Annotated in this window: 29 protein-coding genes; 25 read left to right on the top strand and 4 right to left on the bottom strand. The window is 22.2% G+C overall.

The window, feature by feature from the left end:
- Positions 1-27: 27 nt before the first annotated feature.
- From AACL24_RS02840 to AACL24_RS02765, 16 genes are all read left to right on the top strand, one after another.
- Entirely contained in the window at positions 28-312 is a 285-nt protein-coding gene (locus AACL24_RS02840) for an HNH endonuclease signature motif containing protein (RefSeq protein ID WP_252319983.1), read from the top strand.
- A 450-nt stretch (positions 313-762) separates the two neighbouring features.
- The gene (locus AACL24_RS02835; protein ID WP_339048520.1) at positions 763-2,751 is read left to right on the top strand and encodes a hypothetical protein; all 1,989 of its coding nucleotides are present in this window, start codon (positions 763-765) and stop codon (positions 2,749-2,751) included.
- 17 nt (positions 2,752-2,768) lie between these two features.
- Positions 2,769-3,050 carry a hypothetical protein gene (locus tag AACL24_RS02830; protein ID WP_339048518.1) on the top strand — a complete coding sequence of 94 codons (282 nt, stop codon included), beginning with the start codon at positions 2,769-2,771 and terminating at the stop codon, positions 3,048-3,050.
- A protein-coding gene (locus AACL24_RS02825; protein WP_339048516.1) for an IS5 family transposase occupies positions 3,032-3,861 on the top strand; the annotation gives its coding sequence in 2 pieces (ribosomal slippage) (positions 3,032-3,428 and positions 3,428-3,861; 831 coding nt in all). The genes AACL24_RS02830 and AACL24_RS02825 overlap by 19 nt, the downstream gene beginning before the upstream one ends.
- A 372-nt stretch (positions 3,862-4,233) precedes the next feature.
- Positions 4,234-5,190, top strand: coding sequence for a hypothetical protein (locus AACL24_RS02820; protein WP_339048514.1), 957 nt, complete (start codon positions 4,234-4,236; stop codon positions 5,188-5,190).
- A gap of 99 nt (positions 5,191-5,289) precedes the next feature.
- Entirely contained in the window at positions 5,290-6,624 is a 1,335-nt protein-coding gene (locus tag AACL24_RS02815; protein ID WP_339048512.1) for a hypothetical protein, read from the top strand.
- 87 nt (positions 6,625-6,711) lie between these two features.
- Complete coding sequence (locus AACL24_RS02810; protein WP_339048510.1) at positions 6,712-7,047, top strand: hypothetical protein; 336 nt, start codon at positions 6,712-6,714, stop codon at positions 7,045-7,047.
- Between the two features lie 345 nt (positions 7,048-7,392).
- On the top strand, positions 7,393-7,605 hold the full coding sequence (locus AACL24_RS02805) for a hypothetical protein (RefSeq protein WP_339048507.1): 213 nt from the start codon (positions 7,393-7,395) through the stop codon (positions 7,603-7,605).
- A gap of 17 nt (positions 7,606-7,622) precedes the next feature.
- Complete coding sequence (locus tag AACL24_RS02800; protein ID WP_339048505.1) at positions 7,623-7,745, top strand: hypothetical protein; 123 nt, start codon at positions 7,623-7,625, stop codon at positions 7,743-7,745.
- Positions 7,738-8,394, top strand: a complete 657-nt coding sequence (locus tag AACL24_RS02795; RefSeq protein WP_339048503.1) for a PD-(D/E)XK nuclease family protein — start codon at positions 7,738-7,740, stop codon at positions 8,392-8,394. The genes AACL24_RS02800 and AACL24_RS02795 overlap by 8 nt, the downstream gene beginning before the upstream one ends.
- Complete coding sequence (locus AACL24_RS02790; RefSeq protein WP_339048038.1) at positions 8,384-8,608, top strand: hypothetical protein; 225 nt, start codon at positions 8,384-8,386, stop codon at positions 8,606-8,608. Before AACL24_RS02795 ends, AACL24_RS02790 begins: the two co-directional genes overlap by 11 nt.
- Positions 8,601-8,792, top strand: coding sequence for a hypothetical protein (locus AACL24_RS02785; RefSeq protein WP_339048040.1), 192 nt, complete (start codon positions 8,601-8,603; stop codon positions 8,790-8,792). The genes AACL24_RS02790 and AACL24_RS02785 overlap by 8 nt, the downstream gene beginning before the upstream one ends.
- 110 nt (positions 8,793-8,902) lie before the next feature.
- Positions 8,903-9,814, top strand: coding sequence for a recombinase RecT (locus tag AACL24_RS02780; protein ID WP_339048501.1), 912 nt, complete (start codon positions 8,903-8,905; stop codon positions 9,812-9,814).
- Between the two features lie 15 nt (positions 9,815-9,829).
- A complete protein-coding gene (locus tag AACL24_RS02775) occupies positions 9,830-9,979 on the top strand; it encodes a hypothetical protein (RefSeq protein WP_339048499.1) in 150 nt (49 codons plus the stop codon).
- Positions 9,980-10,062: 83 nt separating this feature from the next.
- Positions 10,063-10,293, top strand: a complete 231-nt coding sequence (locus tag AACL24_RS02770; RefSeq protein ID WP_339048497.1) for a hypothetical protein — start codon at positions 10,063-10,065, stop codon at positions 10,291-10,293.
- A gap of 802 nt (positions 10,294-11,095) precedes the next feature.
- Positions 11,096-12,337: a DEAD/DEAH box helicase gene (locus tag AACL24_RS02765; RefSeq protein WP_339048495.1), complete on the top strand. Its 1,242-nt coding sequence runs from the start codon at positions 11,096-11,098 to the stop codon at positions 12,335-12,337.
- A gap of 63 nt (positions 12,338-12,400) precedes the next feature.
- Here the strand turns inward: AACL24_RS02765 and AACL24_RS02760 are convergent, their stop codons facing one another.
- The 3 genes from AACL24_RS02760 to AACL24_RS02750 form a co-directional block, all read right to left on the bottom strand.
- Positions 12,401-12,556: a hypothetical protein gene (locus AACL24_RS02760; protein WP_174479916.1), complete on the bottom strand. Its 156-nt coding sequence runs from the start codon at positions 12,554-12,556 to the stop codon at positions 12,401-12,403.
- Between the two features lie 157 nt (positions 12,557-12,713).
- Positions 12,714-14,885 (bottom strand): hypothetical protein, encoded by a 2,172-nt coding sequence (locus AACL24_RS02755; RefSeq protein WP_339048493.1) that lies wholly within the window; start codon positions 14,883-14,885, stop codon positions 12,714-12,716.
- Positions 14,886-15,052: 167 nt separating this feature from the next.
- Entirely contained in the window at positions 15,053-15,913 is an 861-nt protein-coding gene (locus AACL24_RS02750) for a ribonuclease HIII (protein ID WP_338959317.1), read from the bottom strand.
- Between the two features lie 131 nt (positions 15,914-16,044).
- Here AACL24_RS02750 and acpS point away from each other — a divergent pair, with 131 nt between their 5' ends.
- The 6 genes from acpS (at position 16,045) to AACL24_RS02720 (ending at position 21,312) form a co-directional block, all read left to right on the top strand.
- Positions 16,045-16,365: a holo-ACP synthase gene (gene acpS / locus AACL24_RS02745; RefSeq protein ID WP_339048490.1), complete on the top strand. Its 321-nt coding sequence runs from the start codon at positions 16,045-16,047 to the stop codon at positions 16,363-16,365.
- Positions 16,366-16,393: 28 nt separating this feature from the next.
- Positions 16,394-17,701, top strand: coding sequence for a thymidine phosphorylase (locus AACL24_RS02740; protein ID WP_339048487.1), 1,308 nt, complete (start codon positions 16,394-16,396; stop codon positions 17,699-17,701).
- Positions 17,702-17,775: 74 nt separating this feature from the next.
- A complete protein-coding gene (locus tag AACL24_RS02735) occupies positions 17,776-19,101 on the top strand; it encodes a hypothetical protein (protein WP_339048485.1) in 1,326 nt (441 codons plus the stop codon).
- 154 nt (positions 19,102-19,255) lie between these two features.
- A complete protein-coding gene (locus AACL24_RS02730; RefSeq protein ID WP_252319677.1) occupies positions 19,256-20,008 on the top strand; it encodes a segregation/condensation protein A in 753 nt (250 codons plus the stop codon).
- Positions 20,001-20,582 carry an SMC-Scp complex subunit ScpB gene (gene scpB, locus AACL24_RS02725; protein WP_339048483.1) on the top strand — a complete coding sequence of 194 codons (582 nt, stop codon included), beginning with the start codon at positions 20,001-20,003 and terminating at the stop codon, positions 20,580-20,582. The genes AACL24_RS02730 and scpB overlap by 8 nt, the downstream gene beginning before the upstream one ends.
- A complete protein-coding gene (locus AACL24_RS02720) occupies positions 20,575-21,312 on the top strand; it encodes a pseudouridine synthase (RefSeq protein WP_339048481.1) in 738 nt (245 codons plus the stop codon). The genes scpB and AACL24_RS02720 overlap by 8 nt, the downstream gene beginning before the upstream one ends.
- 21 nt (positions 21,313-21,333) lie before the next feature.
- On the opposite strand, the gene AACL24_RS02715 is transcribed toward AACL24_RS02720, so the two are convergent.
- Positions 21,334-22,299: a ribosome-inactivating family protein gene (locus AACL24_RS02715; protein ID WP_339048479.1), complete on the bottom strand. Its 966-nt coding sequence runs from the start codon at positions 22,297-22,299 to the stop codon at positions 21,334-21,336.
- Positions 22,300-22,395: 96 nt separating this feature from the next.
- Between AACL24_RS02715 and AACL24_RS02710 the strand changes: the two genes are divergently transcribed.
- From AACL24_RS02710 to AACL24_RS02700, 3 genes are read left to right on the top strand one after another with little or no spacing between them, the layout of a single operon-like run.
- Entirely contained in the window at positions 22,396-22,545 is a 150-nt protein-coding gene (locus tag AACL24_RS02710; protein ID WP_339047194.1) for a hypothetical protein, read from the top strand.
- An 11-nt stretch (positions 22,546-22,556) separates the two neighbouring features.
- The gene (locus AACL24_RS02705; RefSeq protein WP_339047158.1) at positions 22,557-22,817 is read left to right on the top strand and encodes a hypothetical protein; all 261 of its coding nucleotides are present in this window, start codon (positions 22,557-22,559) and stop codon (positions 22,815-22,817) included.
- A 23-nt stretch (positions 22,818-22,840) separates the two neighbouring features.
- The gene (locus tag AACL24_RS02700; protein WP_339045908.1) at positions 22,841-23,248 is read left to right on the top strand and encodes a transposase family protein; all 408 of its coding nucleotides are present in this window, start codon (positions 22,841-22,843) and stop codon (positions 23,246-23,248) included.
- Positions 23,249-23,491 lie beyond the last annotated feature (243 nt).

Raw genomic sequence — 23,491 nt, 5'->3', positions numbered from 1 at the left:
ATTTAATACGAAAGGGGTTAATTCATTGTGGCACGTCGTAAAAAGTGAGAAAAAGAAGACAAAGAAAAAATATGAAACTATTCTATTCAAAAAATGGAGAAATATTTTAAAGGATTATCTGAATTTTGAACATTGAATGTGCAAGCTCCTTGTCCGTGGTGTTGTTTGCCAATGATAAAAGGTGCTTATCAAGGTGAACAACCAACTTCAGCATTTGCTTGAAATATTGATCACATTGATGGTGATCCAAATAATAATAGTTTAGAAAATTTACAACCAATGCATGTTGAATGTAATATTAAAAAAAATTAATCATAATTTAAAAATTCAATGAATATTTAATTTAATCATTGAATTTTTAATTTAATTTTTATCTTAATTAAGAAAAATTATTTTGAAAATTATTTTACTATTAGTGTTCTTTTTAATTAAAAATATTCAATCTTTTTTTAAAAAGAATATTGTCTTTTTTTATAATAAGTGTAATATTATTTTTAAGGACAGAGTATTTCTTTCCTTATAATTTTAATAGGTGTATAGCAAAGTTTATATAATTATTAAAATTATTAATATTAAAATATAAAAACTAAATTTAATTGGTTTACTTTAAACCTTAGTTTTATTTTATTAAAACTAAGGTTTAAACTATTTTAATATTTTTTCCTATTTTAATATTTTAGTTAAAAATAGCAAGTTAAAGCGTTAAGCTATATTTTTCACTTTAGATTATTTTAAAAATAATGCTAGGAAAGGATTGTTAAAATGAAATATAAAATAAATAGTAATAGCCCGAGTAAAGATATGGTTAATCAGGATAAACATAAAAAGATAAAAACAGGATCTAATTCAATATATACAATTAATGTTAAAAAAAATAAGAAGAAAAGAATCTTATTATTTTCGTTGTATTTATTAGCATTTGGTTCTACAACAGTTACTACGATATTACTCTTACATACTACTGCTGCTTTCAATAATTCTGAATTTAATCCGAATTCTAATAATAAATTATGAGATGAATATTATCAAAAACATCATCGTAACTCTGGACCTATTAGTTTAGATTCTACTATTGCTTATTTTCGTAAATCAACAAATATTGTTAATTTTAATGTTATTGAAAATGCTGCTGATAATGGTAATATTGATTTTACAAATGTTTTAAGTAGTATTGATAATAATTTACAAAAAACTGATCCTAAAATTGAAAGTGATGTTGATAATGATAATTCAACTTTATTACCAATTAATTTTTTCTTAAATGCTAATTATAATCCAGCAGTTAACTTTACTGTTGGTAAGGATAAAAAGCCGATAACTAATACTTCTTTTACTTTGCCAAAGAATTTTAATGAGTCTAAAAGTTATGTTTTAAATTTAACAACTAATGATCAAGCATCAATTTTTGGTATTAAAAATACTAACGTTAATATCGAAATTAATATTAATATTATAAATCAAGTTGCAATTAATATTGCTAGTTTACCAGTTAACTTTCTTAATAAAATTATTAATATTACTAATCCTGAAAATGCTACTATTGATTCAATAAAAGATAAATGATTAATTCCAACAATTCAAGAACAATTTGAAACAATTTTAAGTAAAGCATTAAATGTACCCAAAAAAGAAATTAAACCTAGTTATTACAAAATTGAATTTCAAAATGGTTCAGAACCACAAAACTTTACTAAAAGTGTTCCTGTTCAATTTTCAATTACATCTTTAGATAATAATTCTTGAAACTTTACAGGAAAAAAAGATAATTGCACTATAAATGTTAAAAATGATATTGCTGATTTAAGTACTATGAAAGAATTAACTAATGAAATTGAAACACAATATAATAATGATAAAGATAATAAAAACTTTCAAATTACTTTAGATAATCAAAAAGATAAAAATGGTAATTTTATTAATGCCGATAGTAAATTATCAGAAGAAGATGTTAAATTTGTTAATAGTCAAATTATTGAGAGTGTAAAGAAGATTTGTCAATCTTATTTCCAAAAAAATTATTCAGATCTTAATATTAAAGATAGTGATTATACAATATCAACAAATTTAAAAGTTGGTTATAATATTTTTAATAATAAATTAGGTAAAAATATTGAAATAACAATAAAAGCTACTGATAATAGTTATAAATTAGATGGTTCTTTAAATGCTAAAGCTATTGTTCATGGTCATAATAAAAATAATATTACTGGTAATTATCCTTCGCCAAAAGATTTTGCATTAAAAGGTATTTGATTAAAAGATGGTCAAGATGCAAATATTTTACAAGAAGGTCAACATTTTTATGAACAAGATAATTTATTAGGTAATTGAATTACTAATAAAGATAGTTTATTAAATACAATTAATAACAATTCTTATCATCCAGTTGAGAATGCATTTACTGGAGAGTTCACTATGAATTATTTATTAGATGGTGACACAAAACCAAATGGTATGTCAGTTGATATTAGTAAAGAAATTAAAGGTGGTAAGGCAAATAATTTTTGAGATTTAATTACTAAAACAAAAAGTATTTTTTTAGAAACCGATGTTGCAGTAACAACAAAATCGGGTTGAGAGTTAAATAATGTAAAACTAGTATTTACTGACAGCGAAACACAACCAACTAAAGATAATACACTTTATACTCTTGATTTATCAGAAAGGTTTGCTGGCAAAACTATTAGTGATCGTGCTACTTTAACATTCCCTGATTTTAATTTTAATTTTAATTACCAGTTAGTAAGTTAAAAAAAGGAAAAAGTAATATGAAACAATTATTAATCATTTTAAGTACATTAACAACATTAACTTTGGCAAGTAATAGTATTATTAATACTATTGATGATACTAATACTACCATTAATAAATTATTAGCAAATAAATCATCAATAAGTGATTCTGTAACTTCATTATTTAATAATCAATATGGCTATTTAAATGATAGTGATATAATAGACTTCTTGCAAAACCTATCTATTAAAAATTTAATTTTTAAAATAAAATTAAAAATAAAAAAGATAGGTAATCTATGATGTTTGATAAATTAAAAACTATTAACAATCCAGAATTATTAAGATTAACTGGTATAAATGATATTATTTTTAATAAAATTCTAGAAATTTTAAAGACAGAAGAAGTAAAAAAGTTTAAAAATGGTGGTACACCTAATAAATTATCATTAGAAAATCGTTTATTAATGACTTTAGAATATTGAAGAGAGTATCGAACTTATTTTCATATTGCTAAAAGTTATGGAATTAGTGAAAGTAGTTGCTATAGGAATATCAAGTGAATAGAAAATACTTTAATAAAACATCCTGATTTTCAACAACTTGATGGGCAAAAATCACTGTTAAATAATAATTTTAAAGATAAAACATTTATTATTGATGTGACTGAAAGTACTATTCAACGCCCAAAAAAAGTCAAAAACAATATTATTCAGGAAAAAAGAAAAAACATACAATAAAAACTCAAGTCATAATTGAAAAAGATAGTAAAAAAATTATAAGTTCTTATTTTTCTTATGGTAAAAATCATGATTTTAAAATTTTAAAAAATTCAAAAACGAAATTTTTATCAGAAACAACTATTTTAGTAGATTTAGGATATCAAGGTATACAAAACATACATAAAAATGTCTTATTACCTAAACGAAAATCAAAGAAAAACCCTTTAACTAAAGAAGAAAAGAAAAATAATAAGGCTATTTCAAAAATGAGAGTTGTTATTGAACATGTTTTTGCGATTCTTAAAAAATTTAAAATTATTAGTGAAAAATATCGAAATAGAAGAAAAAAATTTGCATTAAGATTTAATTTAATAGCTTCAATTTATAATTTCCAATTATTAATTTAAATATATTTGATAATTTAATATTTTATTTTTTTATTTGAAATAATAATTTTTGTTGTATTTTAATGACAAAAAATAAAACATATTTTGAACAATAATTTTTAAAAAATATTAAAAGTGTTATTAAAATAAATTTTTAAACTTAAAAAATGTGATTAATATCATAGTTTTGCAAGAAGTCTAATAACTAATCAATCAATAATAGATCATAAATATTATAGTTATGATACTAGTCATGCCAATTATTTATTAAGTGATGGTAAGACATCAGCACGAACATTATTTATTGTTAATGATAAAGGTGAATTAGTTTATAAAAAAGATGCTATAATACCAGCAAAAGATAAAGTTGATGTTAATAATACTAAACAAGAAATGATTAGTCATAAAAAAATTGATAGTATTAATAATATTTATAATCCATATAGTAAAAGTGAATATTCTAACAAATATTTTAGTGGTGATAATACTGATTGACAATATATTCAATTTGGTGGAGTTGAAAAACATATTGATATTTCCCAACAACTAGCTGCTGATAAAGTTGAACATAGTAGTAGTTTAAGTGAAACATTAGGTTTATATTATATTGCAAAAGCAGCATATCAAAATAAAATTACTAAAGCAGTGGCTGTTAATTTAGGAACATATTTTATGAGTCAAACAATTATTAAAGATAATTTTAATAAAGATTTAACTAGTAAAATTATTAATTTAATTAGTAGTAATAATAATATTTTTAATTTTATATATAGTTCACCAATGAACATAAATGATAAAAAATATTCAATCAATTATATTTTTGATAGTAATAATAATATAATTTCTATTTATTATACAAAATGAAATAATGATAATCTTGTTTCAAATATCAATGTTAAAACTTATGAAAGTTATAGTGGAAATAATGATTATGGTATGTGATATTATGGACCTACAACTGTTATTAGTAATTTTACGCAAGATGGTAAGATTGCTAGCTGAAAAGATTTTATTACTATATATCCAACATTAACTTTTAATGATAATTCATTTTTTTCTGTTTATTGTCAATATGGTAAGGAGCAATATAGTGGTTCAAAATTAAGCATTGATACTTCTAAAATTGATACTAGTTACAATTTTAATCATAACTTTTGATCAGTAAGTGTTAATCATGATGGAGGAATATTTGGGGCTCATGTTGAAATAAAAGCTGATGCACAAATTTGACATGATGATCATAATATTTATATTAGTTATAGATGATATGAATATTCTAAATTTGCAACGGAAGGTGCTTTTTTCTCAACTACACTAAATCAATCATCTTTTATTAACATTATGAAATAAAATTTATAAAATGTTATATCTATTATTATAGATTAATAAGATATTTTAATTTATAAAAAATATTATTTTAGGATACTAAAAATAGAAAGGAAAAATACAATGAAACAATTATTAATTACTTTAAGTACATTAACAACATTAACTTTAACAAGTAGTATTATTAATACTATTGATGTTACTAACACTACCGTTAATAAACTATTAACAAATAAATCATCAATAAATGATACTTTATCTTCAGTGTTCAATAATCAATATGGTTATTTAAGTAGTAGTGATTGAATTACTAATCAAATAGATAATAACTATTATAGTTATGATACTAGTCATGCTGATTATTTATTAAGTGATGGTAAGACATCAGCACGAACATTATTTACTGTTGATAATAAAGGTGAATTAGTTTATAAAAAGGATGCTGTAATACCACCAAAAGATAAAGTCGAAATTGATGCTACTAAACAAGAAATGATTACTCATAAAAAAAATACCACAGTTAAAGATAAATATAATCCATATAGTAAAAGTGAATATTCTCACACATATTTTAGTGGTGATAATACTGATTGACAATATATTCAATTTGGTGGCGTTGAAAAACATATTGATATTTCCCAACAAGCAGGTGCTGATAAAGTTGAACATAGCAATAGTTTAAGTGAAACATTAGGTTTATATTATATTGCAAAAGCAGCAAAAAATAATTTAATTGATAATAGTATTGCTAATAAAATAGGTCAATATTTTATGACACAAAGTAGTTTAAAAGGGCAAATTAATGATAATTTAATTAATATTATTATTAATTTAATTAGTAGCAATAATAATATTTTTAATTTTATATATAGTGCACCAATGAACGTAAATGATAAAAATTATTCAATTAATTATATTTTTGATAAAGATAATAATTTAATTGAAGTTTATTATACTGAGTTTGATAAATCAAATATAGAAAATAACTTAAATTATAAATGAAATGACTCATATAATTGATTTAGTTCAAATTATAGTGATTATTCTAATACATATACAATAGTAAAATGAACTGACTATGCAAGCGATTGAAATACTTTTACTAATAAATATCCAACTTTTAATTTTGATGCTAATTCATATTTAAAAGTTTCAACGGGAAGTGGTAAAGAAGACTATAAATCTCTAAATTCTCAAGTCACAACAACAAATATAAAAACTAATCAACAAAAAGATATTGATAATTCAATTTTTCAAGTTAATATTAGTACGTGACCACCATATGATCCAAATTACCCAGGAGGTGTAGGAACTGCCATTGATATTTATTTAGAACTTTGACATGATGATAATAATATTTATTGAAAATGACATATAATGACAGCTACTTTTTTAGGATCAACTTCATATTCTGATATTAAATTAAATAATATAACATTTAATAATATTATGAATTAAATAAATATGTTTTTTTCAAATTAATTATTTATTATTAAATTTAATTATGATTTTAAAAATGGTAAAAAGTAAAAGAAGGTATTGTAAATGAAACAGTTTTTATTAACTCTAAGTACAGTAACAACATTAACAATAGCAAGTAATACAATGTTTAATAGTATGATGATAGTAGTTCAAAAAAATAATATTGCTAGTAAAAAGAAAATACTACCTGTCATTCCAATAGATCAAAATAAATCATTATTTAATAATCAATATGGTTATTTAAATAATAATGATTGAATTACTAATCAATCAATAATAGACAATAAATATTATAGTTATGATACTAATCATGCTGATTATTTATTAAGTGATGGTAAGACATTAGCACGAACATTATTTACGGACGGTTGTCAAAGGGCGCATCACTTTAACCCTTAGATTCATAATTGGATAACAAAGAACGATATAACTATCGTTCTTTTTTTGTTAAAAGATTAAAACTTAATACCCTGTCGGAAGAAAAATAAATTACTGTTGGTTATAGACCTATTCTTCTATCAGTATAAAAGGATTCTAATGTTAAGCAAATTAGAAAGTAACAGTATATCGCTTAATGTAATTATAGATTAATTTGAATAGCCTTATGATGGCTCAGTAAATACCCCATTAATCTAATTAATAATTACATTTGTATTATTTAAAAAAATAGGGGGTTTATATATAAATACATACCTCATTAACAATATCATAACACAATAAAAAAAATAAAGGAGAAAAATAAATATGTCATACGTTTATTTAATAAAATATAAAGTTAATTATACATTTGAAACAAAATATAAAGTTTTTTGTACTTTTATAGATGCTAATAATTTTCATAAAAATTATAAACATCATTTATTAGAAGATGCATATATTACACATTATGAAATATTAGTATTGGAAGTTTATATTTCAAAAGAAGAATCAGACATGATAAATCAAAAACTTAATTAATGAAAGGAAAAATATTTATGGAATATAGAGAATATAGAATGGTTGGTTCTTGTGATAAATGTAGAAAACAATCTTCTTTTGGTAATAGATTATGTAATAAATGTTTTTGAATATTAATAGGTAGAAATAAATATGCCTAAATTAATTTTTAAAAAAGAAACACATCAATATTTTTTAGAAGATAAAGAATTAATATCAGTTTCTAGAATTATTGATAATTATTTAGGTTTTGGATATAGTCATATCTCAGCAGAAGTATTAAAAAATGCTTCAGTTCGTGGTAAATGAGTTCATAAACTTAATGAATTATATTTACAAAATATTAATCAAGAAAATATTATTAATAATTTATTAAAAAAATTAAAACCAATAACAAATTCAATAAATTATTCTTATTGTAAAAAATCACTTATGTTTTTAAAAGAAAAATTTAAAGATAAAAATAATTATGAATTTATTATAGAAAAACCTATTGCTGATACCTTAGTTGCTGGAACACCAGATTTAGTTTATTTAGATAAAAAAGAAAATAAATATTATTTAGTTGATTATAAAACATATGCTTGTATTGATGAAGATAAATTAAAAAGATTTAAATTACAATTAACTGCTTATTATTGTTTACTGCTTGCTAATGGTATGACCCCATTTTCATTACCTAATAGAGGTTATGTATATTTAACGAATAAAAATAATCAAGAAGAAATAGAAATAACAAAAGAATTAAAAGAAGAATGATTTAATGCAAAAACAAAATATTTTAAAGGAGAAAATCAAAATGGAATATAAACTAGAATATTGTAAAAATAAAAAATGTAATTTTAATGAATTATTAACGAAAAGTATTAATGCTAGAATTGAATTTTTAGAATATAAAATTGAAGAAATTAATTTAAGTCAAATAAATGTATGAGAATTAGATGTTTTAAGAGGTCAAATTAAAGAATTAAATATTTTAAAAAATAATATTAAAGAATGATTAAGAAGAAATAAAAATGATTAATGAGAAATCAATTAAAGAAATAAACATTTATTCTTGTAATTCAATTGAATTTGATAAATTACCTAAAAAATTAGATAGTAATCTAAATAATTGAATTGAGATTAATAGTCATTTAATAGTTAATCCTAGTAAAAATATTGAAGTACATTTAGATAATAGATTTAAAAAAGTTAAAAAATGATAGGAGATAACTTATGGATAAATCAATTTTAATTTTATTAAAACATATAGGCAAAATTAATAAAAAATTAGATGAAATTTTAGAATTATTAAATAAAAAAGGAGAAGAAAATAATGAGTAATGATTTAACTAATAATAAAAATTCATTAACTATTGAACAATGATTTACTAATAAAAATCAAGGTAATAATATGAGTGAAAAAGAAGTGCAAAGATTTAAAAGCAATGCTTTAGCAATTAAAAATCAATTAGGTTTAGCAAAAACTAGTTTAACTACAATATTAGAAGCATGTTATCAAGCAACATTATTACAATTACCATTAGAAAAGAATTTTGGTTATTGTTGAGTTGTACCTTTTAATCGTAAATATAAAGATGAAAAAGGTAATTGATTAACTGTTAAAGAAGCACAGTTTCAAATGGGATATAAAGGTTATATTCAATTAGCACAAAGAAGTCAACAATATAAAAAAATTAATGTTATTGAAGTTAGAGAAGGAGAATTAAAAAAAATTGATTATTTAAAAGATGAAATAAAATTTAAATTTATTGAAAATCCTATTGAAAGATTAAAATCAAAAATAGTAGGTTATTGTGCTTATTTTAAATTAAAAAATGGTTTTGAAAAAAATTTATATTGAACAACTGAACAAATAATAGAACATTTTAATAAATATAGTGAAACATATAAAAAGAATCAAAAATTTATTGTTAGTGATTTTGATAGTATAGCTAAAAAAACTGTATTAACTCAATTATTAAGAAAATGAGGAATTATGTCAGTTGATATGCAAACTGCTTATGAAAATGACCAAGCAATTATTACTGAAAATGAAAAAATATATATTGATAATCCAAATAATCATATTATTGATATTATTGATTCAAATCCTAAGTTTAAAGAATATCAAGATACTATTGATGCTATTACTAATTCAACTGATAATACTGATTTAAATTCTACTTTATCTAAATTAAAAGAATTAGAAAAAGAAGAAGAAATAATAGAAAATTTTGAAGTTTAATAAGGAGAAAAAATAATGAAAAAAGAAAATAGAGTTAATAAAGGTGTATTACGTAAATATATAACAGATTTAATGTTTAAGTATAAAGATAAAGCAGATTCAATATTAGTTTTACATGAAATATTTTTATGATTAAATGAAAGTTGAGTTGATAATAATGAATAAATTAAAATTAAATTCTTTTGAGAAGTGAATAGAAACAAATACCAAATTATATTGAGATGAAAAAGAAGAAACATTTAAAACTAATGATAATAAAAATTAAAAAGAATAATAAATGTGGTTATGGTAGAGTTTTTGCTCATAAATGTAATAACTTATGTAAACAAAAACAAAATAAAAGATTAAAGGAGAATTTGATAATGAAGAAAAGAGATAATGAAATTTGAGAAGCAATCTGTAATAAACAAGAACTAATAAATTGTATATTTAAAGAAATTTTATCAATTAATAGACTTCTTGCAAAACCTATCTATTAAAAATTAAATTTTTAATAGATAGGTTTTGCAAGAAGTCTAATATAAAAAAATAAAAGTTGGTTATTTTATTAATGCAAAAGATGGCGTATTAAACCAAGCATTAGTTGAAAATATTGGTTGCTTTACTGAAACTAATATTAAACAAATTTTAAAGCATATAATTGGTGATAGAACCTATAATATTGATATGTATACAAAAATGGTTAATTTTAAATGCTATCAAATAAATACCGCCATCCAGTTATTATAAAATAAAAACTTAAATTTAAAAATAACTAAAAATAAAATAAAACTTATTAAAGTAAACGCTAATAAGAATTTTTGAGTTATAAAAGTAAGTATTATTGTTGACTAATATTTTACAAGTGTTAAGATTAACATACAATTGCATATTGAAGTCAAAATTATTCTCGTCTAACTTTATAATTTTAAGACAAATTTGAATATTATTGACAACATCGGTATGCTCCCAAATTTATCTTTACATTTAATTAAAAATAGTGTATTATATTTAAGTTGTTGATTAATTCGCAATTTTCTTTTAAGATATGATTGATAAAAAAATATCAAAAAGTTGTTAATGATGTCAAAGAAATAAATAATATAATGAAATTATTTGACAACTTTTAATTTTAGAAAAATTAGATGAATTAATACTTTAAAATGTAAGTAAGTATATTATATATAAATAATAAATAAAACTAATCCTTTTTTAAAATAATCCTCTTTTAGAGGTTATTTTTCAGGTTATAATTATCATTTTTTCTAAATTTATTCAAAATTTATTTTTAAGGAGAAATATATGAGTTTTACAGAACTAAATTTAAAACAAGAATTAACTGCTGCTATTGCTAAATGAGGTTATACTACCCCAACACCAATTCAAAAGAAGACAATTCCAGTTTCTTTACAAAAAAAAGATATTATTGGAAAAAGTCATACCGGAACCGGAAAAACTGCTGCTTTTGTCTTACCTATATTACATAATTTAGATATAAAATTATATCGTAATCAAGCCATTATTGTTTGTCCAACTAGAGAATTGGCAATCCAAGTTGCTAAACAAGTAAAAAAATATGCTTATTTTTTAAATGGTGTTAATGTTGCTTTATTATGTGGTGGTGTTAATATTAGAAATCAATTATATGATTTAAGAACTAGTAATATAGTTGTTGGAACACCAGGAAGAATTACTGATCATATTAATCGTGGTAGTTTAAGATTAAATTCAATTAAAACATTAGTTTTAGATGAAGCAGATGAAATGTTAAAAATGGGATTTAAAAAAGATATTGATTTCTTATTTGAGAATTCACCACAAAATATTCAAACTGTCCTTTTTTCAGCAACAATGTCAAAACCAGTTTTAAAAATTGCTGATGATTATCAAAATAATCCAGTTAGTATTACTGTTGAAGATGAAAGTCAAAAATTACAACAAGCAAATATTAAACAATATTATTTTGATTGTCGTAATATAACAAAAGAAACTGCATTAGTTACTTTATATCAAAAATTACAACCACAATTAAGTATTGTTTTTTCAAATACAAAAGCTTTTACTAACAAAATTGCACAATTATTAGAACAAAATAATATTAAATGTGCTGTTATTAACGGCGATAAAAGTCAAAGAGAACGTATGGAAGCAATGAGACAATTTAAAAATGGTAAGGTTAGAGTATTAATTGCTACTGATGTTGTTGCTAGAGGAATTGACATTAATGGCATTGATTATGTTTTTAATTATGATATTCCACGTGAATATGAATACTATACTCATCGTATTGGTAGAACAGCTCGTGCTGGAGCACAAGGAACTGCTATTACTTTAGTAAGTAATAGAGTTCAATATAATGAAATTCAAGAAATTCAATATTATCAAAATCATGAAATTACTTTACTAGATACTACAGGTTGAGATTTACCTAAAAATGTTGTTAAAGTACCAACTAAATTAAATTTTTCATCTCATAATAATAGAAATGATTTTAAACGTAATGTTGATAATAATTCAAAATGAAAAAGAAAACCAAAATATTAAAATTATTCATTTTTATAAAAAAATCACTTAATTATTAAGTGATTTTTTCTTTAAATATTAATTTTATAAAGTTTTTTTATTTTCATTTTTTTTCTTATTTTCGATTTCTTGTTGTTGTCTTTCTTTTTCAGCTTTTTCGGATTCTTTTTTTAATTTATTAGCTGCAATTTTTTCTTTTATTCTTGCTATTTCTTTTTCTCTTTTATTTTTTTCATCCATAAAAATCCCTTTCTCACTACTTTTTTGGTATATTTATTCTTATACATCTAAAATAACCAAAATCAGTGTACATTTTTTAGAAAAAAAATAAATATAAAATATTAAAAAAGTCACTCTTTTTAAAAGAGTGACTAAAAATTAAATTTAAATAGTGCTTTTAATTGAATGGCATTGGATGGTATATTCCTGTACTTGTTGATGGTTGGTTATTTATATCATTTGCAAATTCATATGGATTGTCAATAGGAAATTCTTCTATTGATGTTTCGTCATCAGTTTCTTTTTCATTTGATGATTTTTCTGATTCTATTTGTTGTGATAAAACTTCTTCAATACCAGAATCTTCAAATTCTTCTTCCTGATATTTTTTAAACAATTCATCAAAAGTTGTGAATTTCCCATTGTTTTCTAATTTTTCTAAATGTTTTTCAAGAAAAACTGCTTCTTTTTTAGTAAATCCACAACAACTAGTTAATATTTCTGTTATTTTTTTTATAGTTATTGGTTGATTAAATACATCTTTATAAAAATCAGAAATAGCAAAAGCAATCATATCAATTGCTGTTACACCAATTGAAAATCCTAATGTTGTTCATCTAACAAATTTTTCATAAAATAATTTTGTGGCTTTTTGAAATCCATATTCAGTAACTAATGCAGCTTCTGTTTTAACAGCATTAACAGTACAAGTGACTGATAAAAATAAAGGGATTGCCATTAATATTTTTTTATATCGAGTTTGTTTTTCAACTCATTTTGAAAGTTTTTCAGGACAAAGATTAGTTGGAATTCCTAAGTTTGTTAAACCCGATTTAAAAATATTATTAATTGGTCTCATAACAAAATAACGACTTATATTTGCTGCTAAAGCACCTGTAGTAAAAATGTCTTTCGTGATTCAATCATGTAAATTAAAATCTTCTTTAGAAGTATTTTCTGATGAACCAGTTAGAATAATATGACTACCTGCCCATGTTAGTGTTTCTAAAGTTAAATTAACTAAAAGATTACGTCCTCAATTAGTTACTAATGCTATTGGTTTATTATTTTGTTGTTCCATAGTTTTAATTGTTTTATTTGCTAAAGATATTACTTGTTTAATTTCACTATCATTATTAGCATTATTATTTTCATTTTGTGAATTAATAATTAGTTTTTTAATTCGTTCAATTTCTTTTTTAAAATTTGGATGATATTCAAATTCTGTTTCTACACAATTTTCAATTTGATTAAATTTCTGTATTAAATCATTAAGTATGGAAATATTTGAAAAATATTTCATTAATTTTTGATGGTCTTCTTCAAATAAAAGTGTTTCAAATATTTCTTTATATTTTTCAAAATCACTGGTATTAAATTGATTGATTTCAATGGGATTTGTTTTGTTTTTTTTATTAAAAAAAACATCTCGTGATCAACTTGAAGCTGCTGAAGTGAAAAATGTGCCAAGTGCAGTATCAAGTAATACCATAACATAATTTTGTCAATTTCAAAATATAGCATCAATATAATCTTGGGATGTATGTTCTTTACCATCAATGGGAAAATTAGAAACTACTCTTTGTAAATTTTTACCAGTAAGTCCAATATAAATTTCTAATAATCCTAAAAATTTATATGCAATATTTCTTATTATTCCTGATTTTGTTTGATCAATAAAATTTTGTATTATTGTTAAATATTTATATAGTTTTAATAAAACATTTAAATCTCTATTATTAGAATTTTCTTTAAATAATTTTAATTGTTCATTAAGTGAGTTGGTATTTGTTATAAATTTATTAAGATTATTAATAGTTTTTATAGTAATACCTTCTAAGAATTGATCTTCAAGTGATAATTTTCTTTCTTTTTTTTGAAAAGTTTTTAAATCTAAATTATCATCAATATATTCATCAACATCATTGTATTCTTTTTTATATATTTCTATTGTATTTCTATTAAAGTTTATTTTTAATAATTCTAAAATCACTATAATTACTGTTCCATTTTTTTCAACAAATGTTAGTTTTTGTCAGTATTGATTGTTATTAATGGTAATAGTGCTTTCATTAAAAAAAGTTAAACTATCAAAGTTATTTCTAATTTGGGTTTCATATTTTCAATTTCCATTATCATCGAGTTTTTTTTGTGTTGTTCCTCCATAACGACTATTACAAGTTATTCAATTATTTTCTTCACTATCTTCTATTTCGATGATTGTACTTGAACTATTAAGACTTTCAGTACTACTTGAATTACTATTATTTATAGAAGATTGTTGCTGGGTAATTCCATAATTAGTATGTTTATTTTTTTCTAATAAAGGTTTTTTTTCTTCTTTTGGCATTTTATTTTCTCCTTTAAGTATAAAAGTCCTATTTTGTTTTTATAAACAAAATAGGACTTAAAAATATATTTAAACATATATCTGATTTGGATTATATCATTTATTTGATAGTTTTTAAATAAAAAATATTTTTTATATATAGTTAATAAAAATTAAGTTTTAATTATTTATTTAAAAAATTCAGTAAATGATTTTTTGCTATGACGTTCAAGAAATTTATTAAATTCAATTGTTTTTTCATTTTTAATTTTTTCTAAAAATATATTAACTTCTTTTCCAGTACCTAATGGAATTGTATTAGTGTCAATACCTTTTATTTTTTTAATTTCTTCTAAAAATAAATAACGACTAATAATAGTACTACAAGCGATAGCTAAATACTTACTTTCTGCATTAGTAACAAATTGAACTTTATCTTTAATAATTTTATTACGATTATCTTTCATATTTTCAATGTATTTGTAATATGTATCTTCATTAATATATTGATCAATAACTATAGTATCATATTGAATTCTATGTTGTAACATACGAACTAATGCTTGATTTTCTCCTCAGGTTTTAATAATATTGGGGCTATAACCCGCATCAATTCATTGATTATATTTACGATTGTTAATGATTACTGACTCAAAAATAATTGTTTTCATAATATCTTGTGCTAATTCAATAAATTTACTTTGTGATAAGTCTTTATAATCGCGAATGTTAAGTAAACGTAATTTTTCTAAATTACCCGAACCAATATAAGAACTAATAATAACAAGTGGACCAAAAAAATTATTAATACCAAATTCAGCATTGCCAATGACTAGTGATTGATTTTCATCAAGTTGATTTCAAATTCTACGATATTCTGCAATAATATCCTCTTTAGTACCTTTAAAAATAACTTTTTCTTGATAAATTTCAATTGTTATATTATGATATTGAAATAATTCATAACTACTATTTTTATTATCAACTTTATAGTTTTGGTAGTGTTCTTTAATTAATGATTTTTGTTTTTGATTTAAGTAAAATGTCATTAATATACCACCATCTTTTCAAAATTTATTTGATTTATTGAAATTAATATCACACTTTCTTTAATATTAATTATATAATAAAAACAAGGATTTTAGGGTTTTAACCTTTTATTTTATATAAGGAGTTAACAATGCGTAGTGTAGGTATAGATATTATTGAAGTAAATCGAATAGAAAATATTGAAGAATTTGCTAAAAGAATTTTAAGTAAGAAAGAAATTATACTTTTTAATCAATATTCTTTACAACGTCAACAGGAATTTTTGGCAGGAAGATGAGCATTAAAAGAAGCAATTTTTAAGGCATTACCACAAGAAAAGTTAACATTTAAAAATATTGATATTAATTATAATCAATATAATCAACCAATAACTATCATTAAGAATTATCAATTACTTTTATCTTTATCACATAATGAAACTAATGCAATTGCAATTGCAATTGTTATTTAATAAAAAGAAAGTAAGGTGTTTTATTAAAATGTATATGATTGATTTAATCTCTAAAAAGAAATTAGGACAAAGTTTAAATAAAGAAGAACTAAAATTTTTAACAGAAGGTATTGTTAATGAAACAATACCAGACTATCAAATTAGTGCTTGAGCAATGGCTGTTTATTTTCAGGGAATGACTAATGATGAATTAGTAGAATATACAAAAGCCGTTATTAATAGTGGTGAAACCATGGATTTATCACAAATTACTGGCTTTAGTATTGATAAACATTCAACTGGTGGTGTTGGTGATAAAACTAGTTTAGTATTTGGTCCATTAGCTGCTGCTTGTGGATTAAAGGTTGCAAAAATTTCTGGAAGAGGATTGGGTATTACTGGTGGTACTATTGATAAATTGGAAATAATTCCAAATTTTAAATGTTATTTGGCAATATCAGATTTTATTAAAGTTGTTAATAAAGTTGGTATGAGTATTATTAGTCAAACTAGTAATTTAGTGCCTGCTGATAAAAAATTATATGCATTACGTGATGTTTCAGGAACAGTTGATTCATTACCATTAATTGCTGCTAGTGTTATGTCTAAAAAAATAGCGATGGGTGCTGATTTAATTTTACTAGACATTAAATGTGGAAAAGGTGCCTTTGTTCAGGATATAGTAACTGCAAGAAAGTTAGCAAAATTAATGGTACATATTGGTAAAGCTTTTAATAAAAAAATTTATGCTATTATTAGTGATATGAATAAGCCTTTAGGACAAACAATTGGTAATGCACTAGAATTACAAGAAGTTATTTTAAGCTTAAAAAATAAAGGACCAGAAGATTTGAAAATTCTTGTTAGTAATTTAGTAGCTTTAGCCTTATTGGGAGCTAAAAACGTAAAAACCTTAAAAGAGGGTATTGATAAAGCTAATGCTATGTTTACTAGTGAAAAACCACTACAAATTTTTTATGATTTTGTTAAAAGTCAAGGTGGAGATACTAAATATCTTGATAATATTGATAAATTACCACCAGCTAAATATATTATTAAAGTTAAGGCACAATTATCGGGCTATTTAGATGTTACTAATAATTATGCTTTAGGTGAATTATCAGTAATATTAGGAGCAGGAAGAACTACTAAAACTGATATCATTGATCCAGTGGCAGGAATTTATTTAAAACAAATTCATGGTCAAAAAGTTGAAAAAAATAGTGTAATTATGGAACTCCATACTAATAAAGATCAACATTTTCATCAACAATTTTTAGATTTGGCAATTTCTACATTTCAGATTACTAATAAAAAATACGATATTAAACCAATAATTTTAGAAATAATAATGTAATTTAGTTTAAAATTGTTTATAATGTTACAGTATTTTAAAAATATTAATTAAATGAAATGATAAGGAGCGTTTTTGTGAAATCTTTATTAAAATTACTGGGCACACTTGCTTTAGCAACAACACCAGTTGTAACAGTTGTTGCTTGTGGTAGTGAAAATAATCAAATGACTCCAAGGGATATTCTTAATTTTGCTGCCTCTTTTGTTACTGATAGTAGTGTGCAAATTAAGGCTGATCTTAATTTATCAGATGATACCAATATAGGAGAAATGAAAGGTAAAATTTTTAGCGAATTAGATACTTCTGTGCAAACAGCTATTGGTAACTTTTTCTCTAGTAAACTTAAAGAAAGTACCAATGAACATCCAACAAATTGATATCACCCTGATGCACATGTCAAAATTATGGACTATGTTCCAAAAAAAGATAATGATAATGATGAAAAAGACAAACCTAAGTTTGTTTTACCAACTGGTAGTGAATTAGTCAATGGTCATTTATGAGTAAAAGCAGAAATCTCTTATTTAAATTTACGATCAGTTACTAAAAATATTAAAATTACAATTAATAATGATACAAGTCATACTAGTGATCAAAAAAAAGCTGATGCAATTAGATACTTTATTAAAGAAGAAATTACTAAAGATAATTTAAATATTAATGTTGAAAATTTACCAATAACCGGAGAAATTAAAGGAGCAGAAAAAAAAGATAAAGAAGAAATTGCTAGAACTCAGTTATCATATATTAAACAAAATTTAAATGTTGCCATTAAAGATAAAGTTCAATATTCTAGTTTAAGTTTAAGTTTTGAATTTTCAGGTGATTTTTCAAATGTTCCTAAATCAACTTTATTTAAAATGACAGATCCAACGGTGACCAATAATGATGATAAATCAATTGTATTTAATGGTAATGTTAGTAATATTACTATTGATTTCTTAGTTGGTAATGATGGTAAATCTACTTTTAATACTGGTGATATTGAAAGTACTACTGCTATTAAGATTAACCAAACTTTTGTTGATGCAACAACACAAATTTCAAAAATATTTTCTGACTGAACAGTTGATACAGTAAAGGAATTACCAAAAGCTTCAGATAAGTATTCAGATTATGACAAAGATGGAAAAATAAAAGAACAAGTTATAACAAATGGTTATTTTGCTAAAATTAATAAAATTTATAGTATTCTTGCTTCTAAATCAAATGATAGTGTAATAACTATTACTAACCCTGAAAGTGGATTTAATCTTAATCCTAATGAAAAAAATGGTTATTTTAATTTAAACTTTAAATTAGAATATGATCTAAGTAAAGGCTTTCCAGATATAAAGACAGCTTCAGAATTTGAAATATCTGCCGAAAATATTCATATTACGTTACGTGAAGTTAAATAATAATATTTAAATATATAATAACTTTTAAAACTTATTTTAATCATTAAAAAATTAAAAATAAGTTTTTTTATTTATTAAAGATTAATCAAGTACTATTAAATTAAGTTATAATTAATATTAATAAGTATAAAATGATATTGAGGGAACGAGAATAATGTTACAACCAGTAATTACAATTGAATCTTTTCAAGGACCAATGGATTTGCTTTTGCATTTAATTAAAGAAAAAAATATTGATATTTTAGATTTAAATCTAAATGATGTTACTAACCAATATGTTCATTTTATTAATGAAGAATTAATTAAAAACATTGATTTAGTAAGTGAATATTTACCGATTGCTGCTTATTTATTAGAATTGCAATCAAAACAATTATTACCAAAACAAGAACTAGTAGTAGATAGTGCTTATGAAAATGAAGTTAATCGTCAAAAATTAATTGCTCGTTTATTAGAATATAAAAAATTTAAAGAAATAAGTAATTATTTTAAAGAACAGGCTGTATATAGAACCCAATTATTAACAAAAGCACCTAGTGATTTAAAAACATATTTAGTTGATGAAATTACACCAATTTTGGTAAAAAATAATGTTAATAAACTAACACAAGCAATGTTAAATTTATTTAATAGATTACAAAATGAAAATAAATTACCAGTTAATTTAGCATTAAACTTAATTTCAGCTGAAGATCGAGCTAAAGAAATTAAACAGTTACTGAAAAAAAATCCCAAGCAACACTTTACTTTAGAACAATTATTTTTTACTAAAACATTAACTTTACATTATTTTATTATTACTTTTATTGCAATTTTAGATCTTGCAAATCATCAAATGTTACATATTATACAAACTAATACTTTTACTGAAATTACAGTAATTTATCGAGGTGAGAAAAATGAATAATAGCAATTGAAAAACAAACGAAAGATTAGCAGTTTTACAAGGTTTATTATTTATTGTTGGGAATGAAGGCCTTGATTTATTAACACTTGCTGAATATTTAGAATTAACAAAAAAACCAAAAACTGTTGAAAATTTAATTGTATCTTTACAAATGAAATTAAATGATGATGATACCAGTGGTTTAAGTTTAATTAAAGTTGGTAATATTTATAAATTAACAACAAAACCTATTCATTATAATCGTTATCAAGTATTAAAACAACAACCTTTAATACGTTTATCACAAGCAGCTTTAGAAACACTTGCTATTATTGCTTATAATCATCCAGTTACTAAACCACAAATTGAAGATATTCGTGGTGTAAATTGTGATTCTATTATTTTTAAACTAAAAAGTTTAAATTTAATTACCGAGATTGGTCGTAGTGAATTACCAGGAAAACCAATTTTATATGATTTAACTGATGAATTTATGGATCATTTTAATATCGAATCTTTAACTCAATTACCAACTTTGCCCCAATTTAATAACCAAAATGATGAACAAGAAATTTACAACTTTACTAATGAATAATGATTTAGAACGCTTGCAAAAAGTTATTGCTAATTCTGGAGTATGTTCACGACGAAAAGCAGAATTACTAATTATTAATGGGCAAGTAACAGTTAATGGGCAAATTATTACAACGTTAGGTTTTAAAGTTACAAGTAGTGATATTATTAAGGTTAATAATCAAATTATTCAACAATCCAATCATATTTATTTAGTATTTTATAAACCACCCAATTGTTTAACAACAGTAAGTGATCCTAAAAATCGACCAACGGTAATGAATTATTTTACTAATATTAATAGTAGAATTTACCCAGTCGGTCGTTTAGATTTTGATACTTCAGGTTTGTTGTTAATGACTAATGATGGTGAATTTACTAATGCTATTATTCATCCTCGTTATAAAATAGATAAGGTATATGAAGTATTGGCAAGTGGTATTTTGTCATCAAATGCTATTAAAAAACTACAAGACGGTATTATTTTATCAACTTCATTTACAACTTCTCCTGCTATTGTTAAAATAATTTATAAAAATATAAAAAAAGAAAATACTTTACTACATCTCACTATTCATGAAGGACAAAATCAACAAGTTAAACGTATGATTAAAGCAGTAGGAAGTAGAGTAATTAATTTAAAGCGTTTACAAGTTGCTAATATTACTTTAAAAGGTTTAGCAATGGGTGAATATCGTTATTTGACAGAAGAAGAAGTAACAACATTGATGAAATTGAGTCAAAAGAGTTAAAATAAAAGAATAATTTATTTTTTAAATATAACAACTTTTTATATTTTCTGGGTTTGTCTTTATATCAAAAACCTTATTTATTTCAATAATATTATCAGCAAAATCTTTTGCTGTTTTTATTTCGTCTTGTAATTTTTTATTTGTAATAATATCATTTTTAAAATTTTTCAGTATTTCAATAAGATTATTTAAGTTTTGAAATTTATTTATTTCTTTAGCAATAGCGTATTTTTGTTTTTCACAGATTTTAATACCAATATCTATTCAATCTTGTAATTTTTTTATTTTTCATTTTTGATTTGGAGTTATTAATGGTGGATTTTGATAATTGTTAATTGCATGATACATGCTTGTGTTAAAAACCATTATTCTTAATCCATTATTACTTAATTCTTGGTGAAAATATTTATTTAAGTTACCTTTATTATTTAAAAGATAATTAATAGCATTATGTGTTCCGCGATCTCAATTTCTTATAATTTTTTGAAAAAAAACTCAACTTTGTATTATTGGATTTATAGGTCTTTGACTTTGAAGAATAAAATATTTAACACTTCTGAAACGAATACTTTCTGATGTAGCTAGAATTACTCCTATTAATGAGCATTTAATTTGATTTTCATTTAAGTTAGAATTTGTTAACAATAAAAAATCATTATGTATTGTTTGTCAAGAATAATTATTATGTGCCTGGAGTCCATTACTTGCTACATAACTTCCTACAAAAGGTAAAGATTGACAAAAAATATTTTTTATATTAGGATTTATTAATGTGCTATCTTCAAAATAATAATAAGTTGTTTCAAAAGTAAATCCTTGTAGGTATAAACTTTTTGAACAAAAAAATAATTTTAACGCTTTTTGTTCAATATTTACAGTAATTGAAAAGTAATCATATTGTGCTTTTTGATTTATATAATAAAACTCTGAGTTAGCATTTGAACCATATGTATTTGGCATTTTTAATAAAATAGTTTCTATAGACATATTCCGTAATTAAATTTTTTAAAAGTCAATTAATAATTTTAAAATTTATTTTATAATTTTGTTATTAACAATAAATTTAGAAAAGTGTTGATAAAAATGATTTTTGAAAATTTAAAAAAATTAAAAAATGAAGAATTTTATAGATATTTTGGTATAAAACGTTTTCATTTTAATGAAATGTTAGAAAAATTAATTGAAATAGAAAAATTAGAAAAAATAAAGGTCGAAAAAATAAACTTTCAGTAGAAGAAAGATTAATGATGACTTTATTATACTGAAAAGAATATTATACTTTTTTTCAAATGAGTATTAAATCTAAAATGAGCCCATCAAGTTGTTTTCGAAATATTACTTGAGTAGAAAATAAACTTAGTAACCACAAAGATTACCAATTTTTAAAAGAAAGATATAAATTAAAAATTGATAAAAAACAAGAAAATTCAAATGAATTTCAATTTTATTTAATTGATTCAACTGAGATTGAAATTGAAAGACCAACTAAAAAAAACTACAGTTAGAATATTTTTCTGGTAAAAGTTGAATGTATTCTATAAAATTTCAAATTGTATATGATTTTTTTAATAAAAAAATTGTTGATATTTTTGCTGATAATGGTAAAGTGCATGATTTTCAAATATTAAAAAATTCAAATCTTGAATTTTCAGAAAAAACAATAATTATTGGTGATTTAGGATATCAAGGTATACAAAATATTTATAAAAATACAATAATACCAATTAAAAGAACTAAAAATAAAAAATTAACTAAACAAGAAAGAAAATACAATAAGATTGTATCTAAAATTAGAATTAAAGTTGAACATGTCTTTGCTTGATTGAAAAGATTCAAAATTTTAGTAAATAAATGTAGAAAATCTAAATTTAGACTTATGTACTTAAGATTTAACTTACTTTGTGAAATTTTTAATAAAATAAAACCATTAAAATAAAAAAAATATTAAAAATATTTTTTTAAAATTTAAATTTTTATCGAGTTAATATAAAAATATTATTAACAATTTTTTGTTTAAAATGTAAACTCATTTTTTAAACTATTTTTTCAAAAAATATTTATTTCTATATTCAATAACACTAAATAGTTTTAAAACAATTTTATTGACAATTAATTAAATTTAATTACGGAATATGTCCTATATATAGTTCTTTAATAATATGATTTAATTTTTTAAAAA

Origin of the sequence: Spiroplasma endosymbiont of Colias croceus (assembly GCF_964020095.1) — a bacterium.
GTDB lineage: Bacteria > Bacillota_I > Bacilli_A > Mycoplasmatales > VBWQ01 > Spiroplasma_E.
This window is presented reverse-complemented; position numbering and strand designations above follow the sequence as displayed.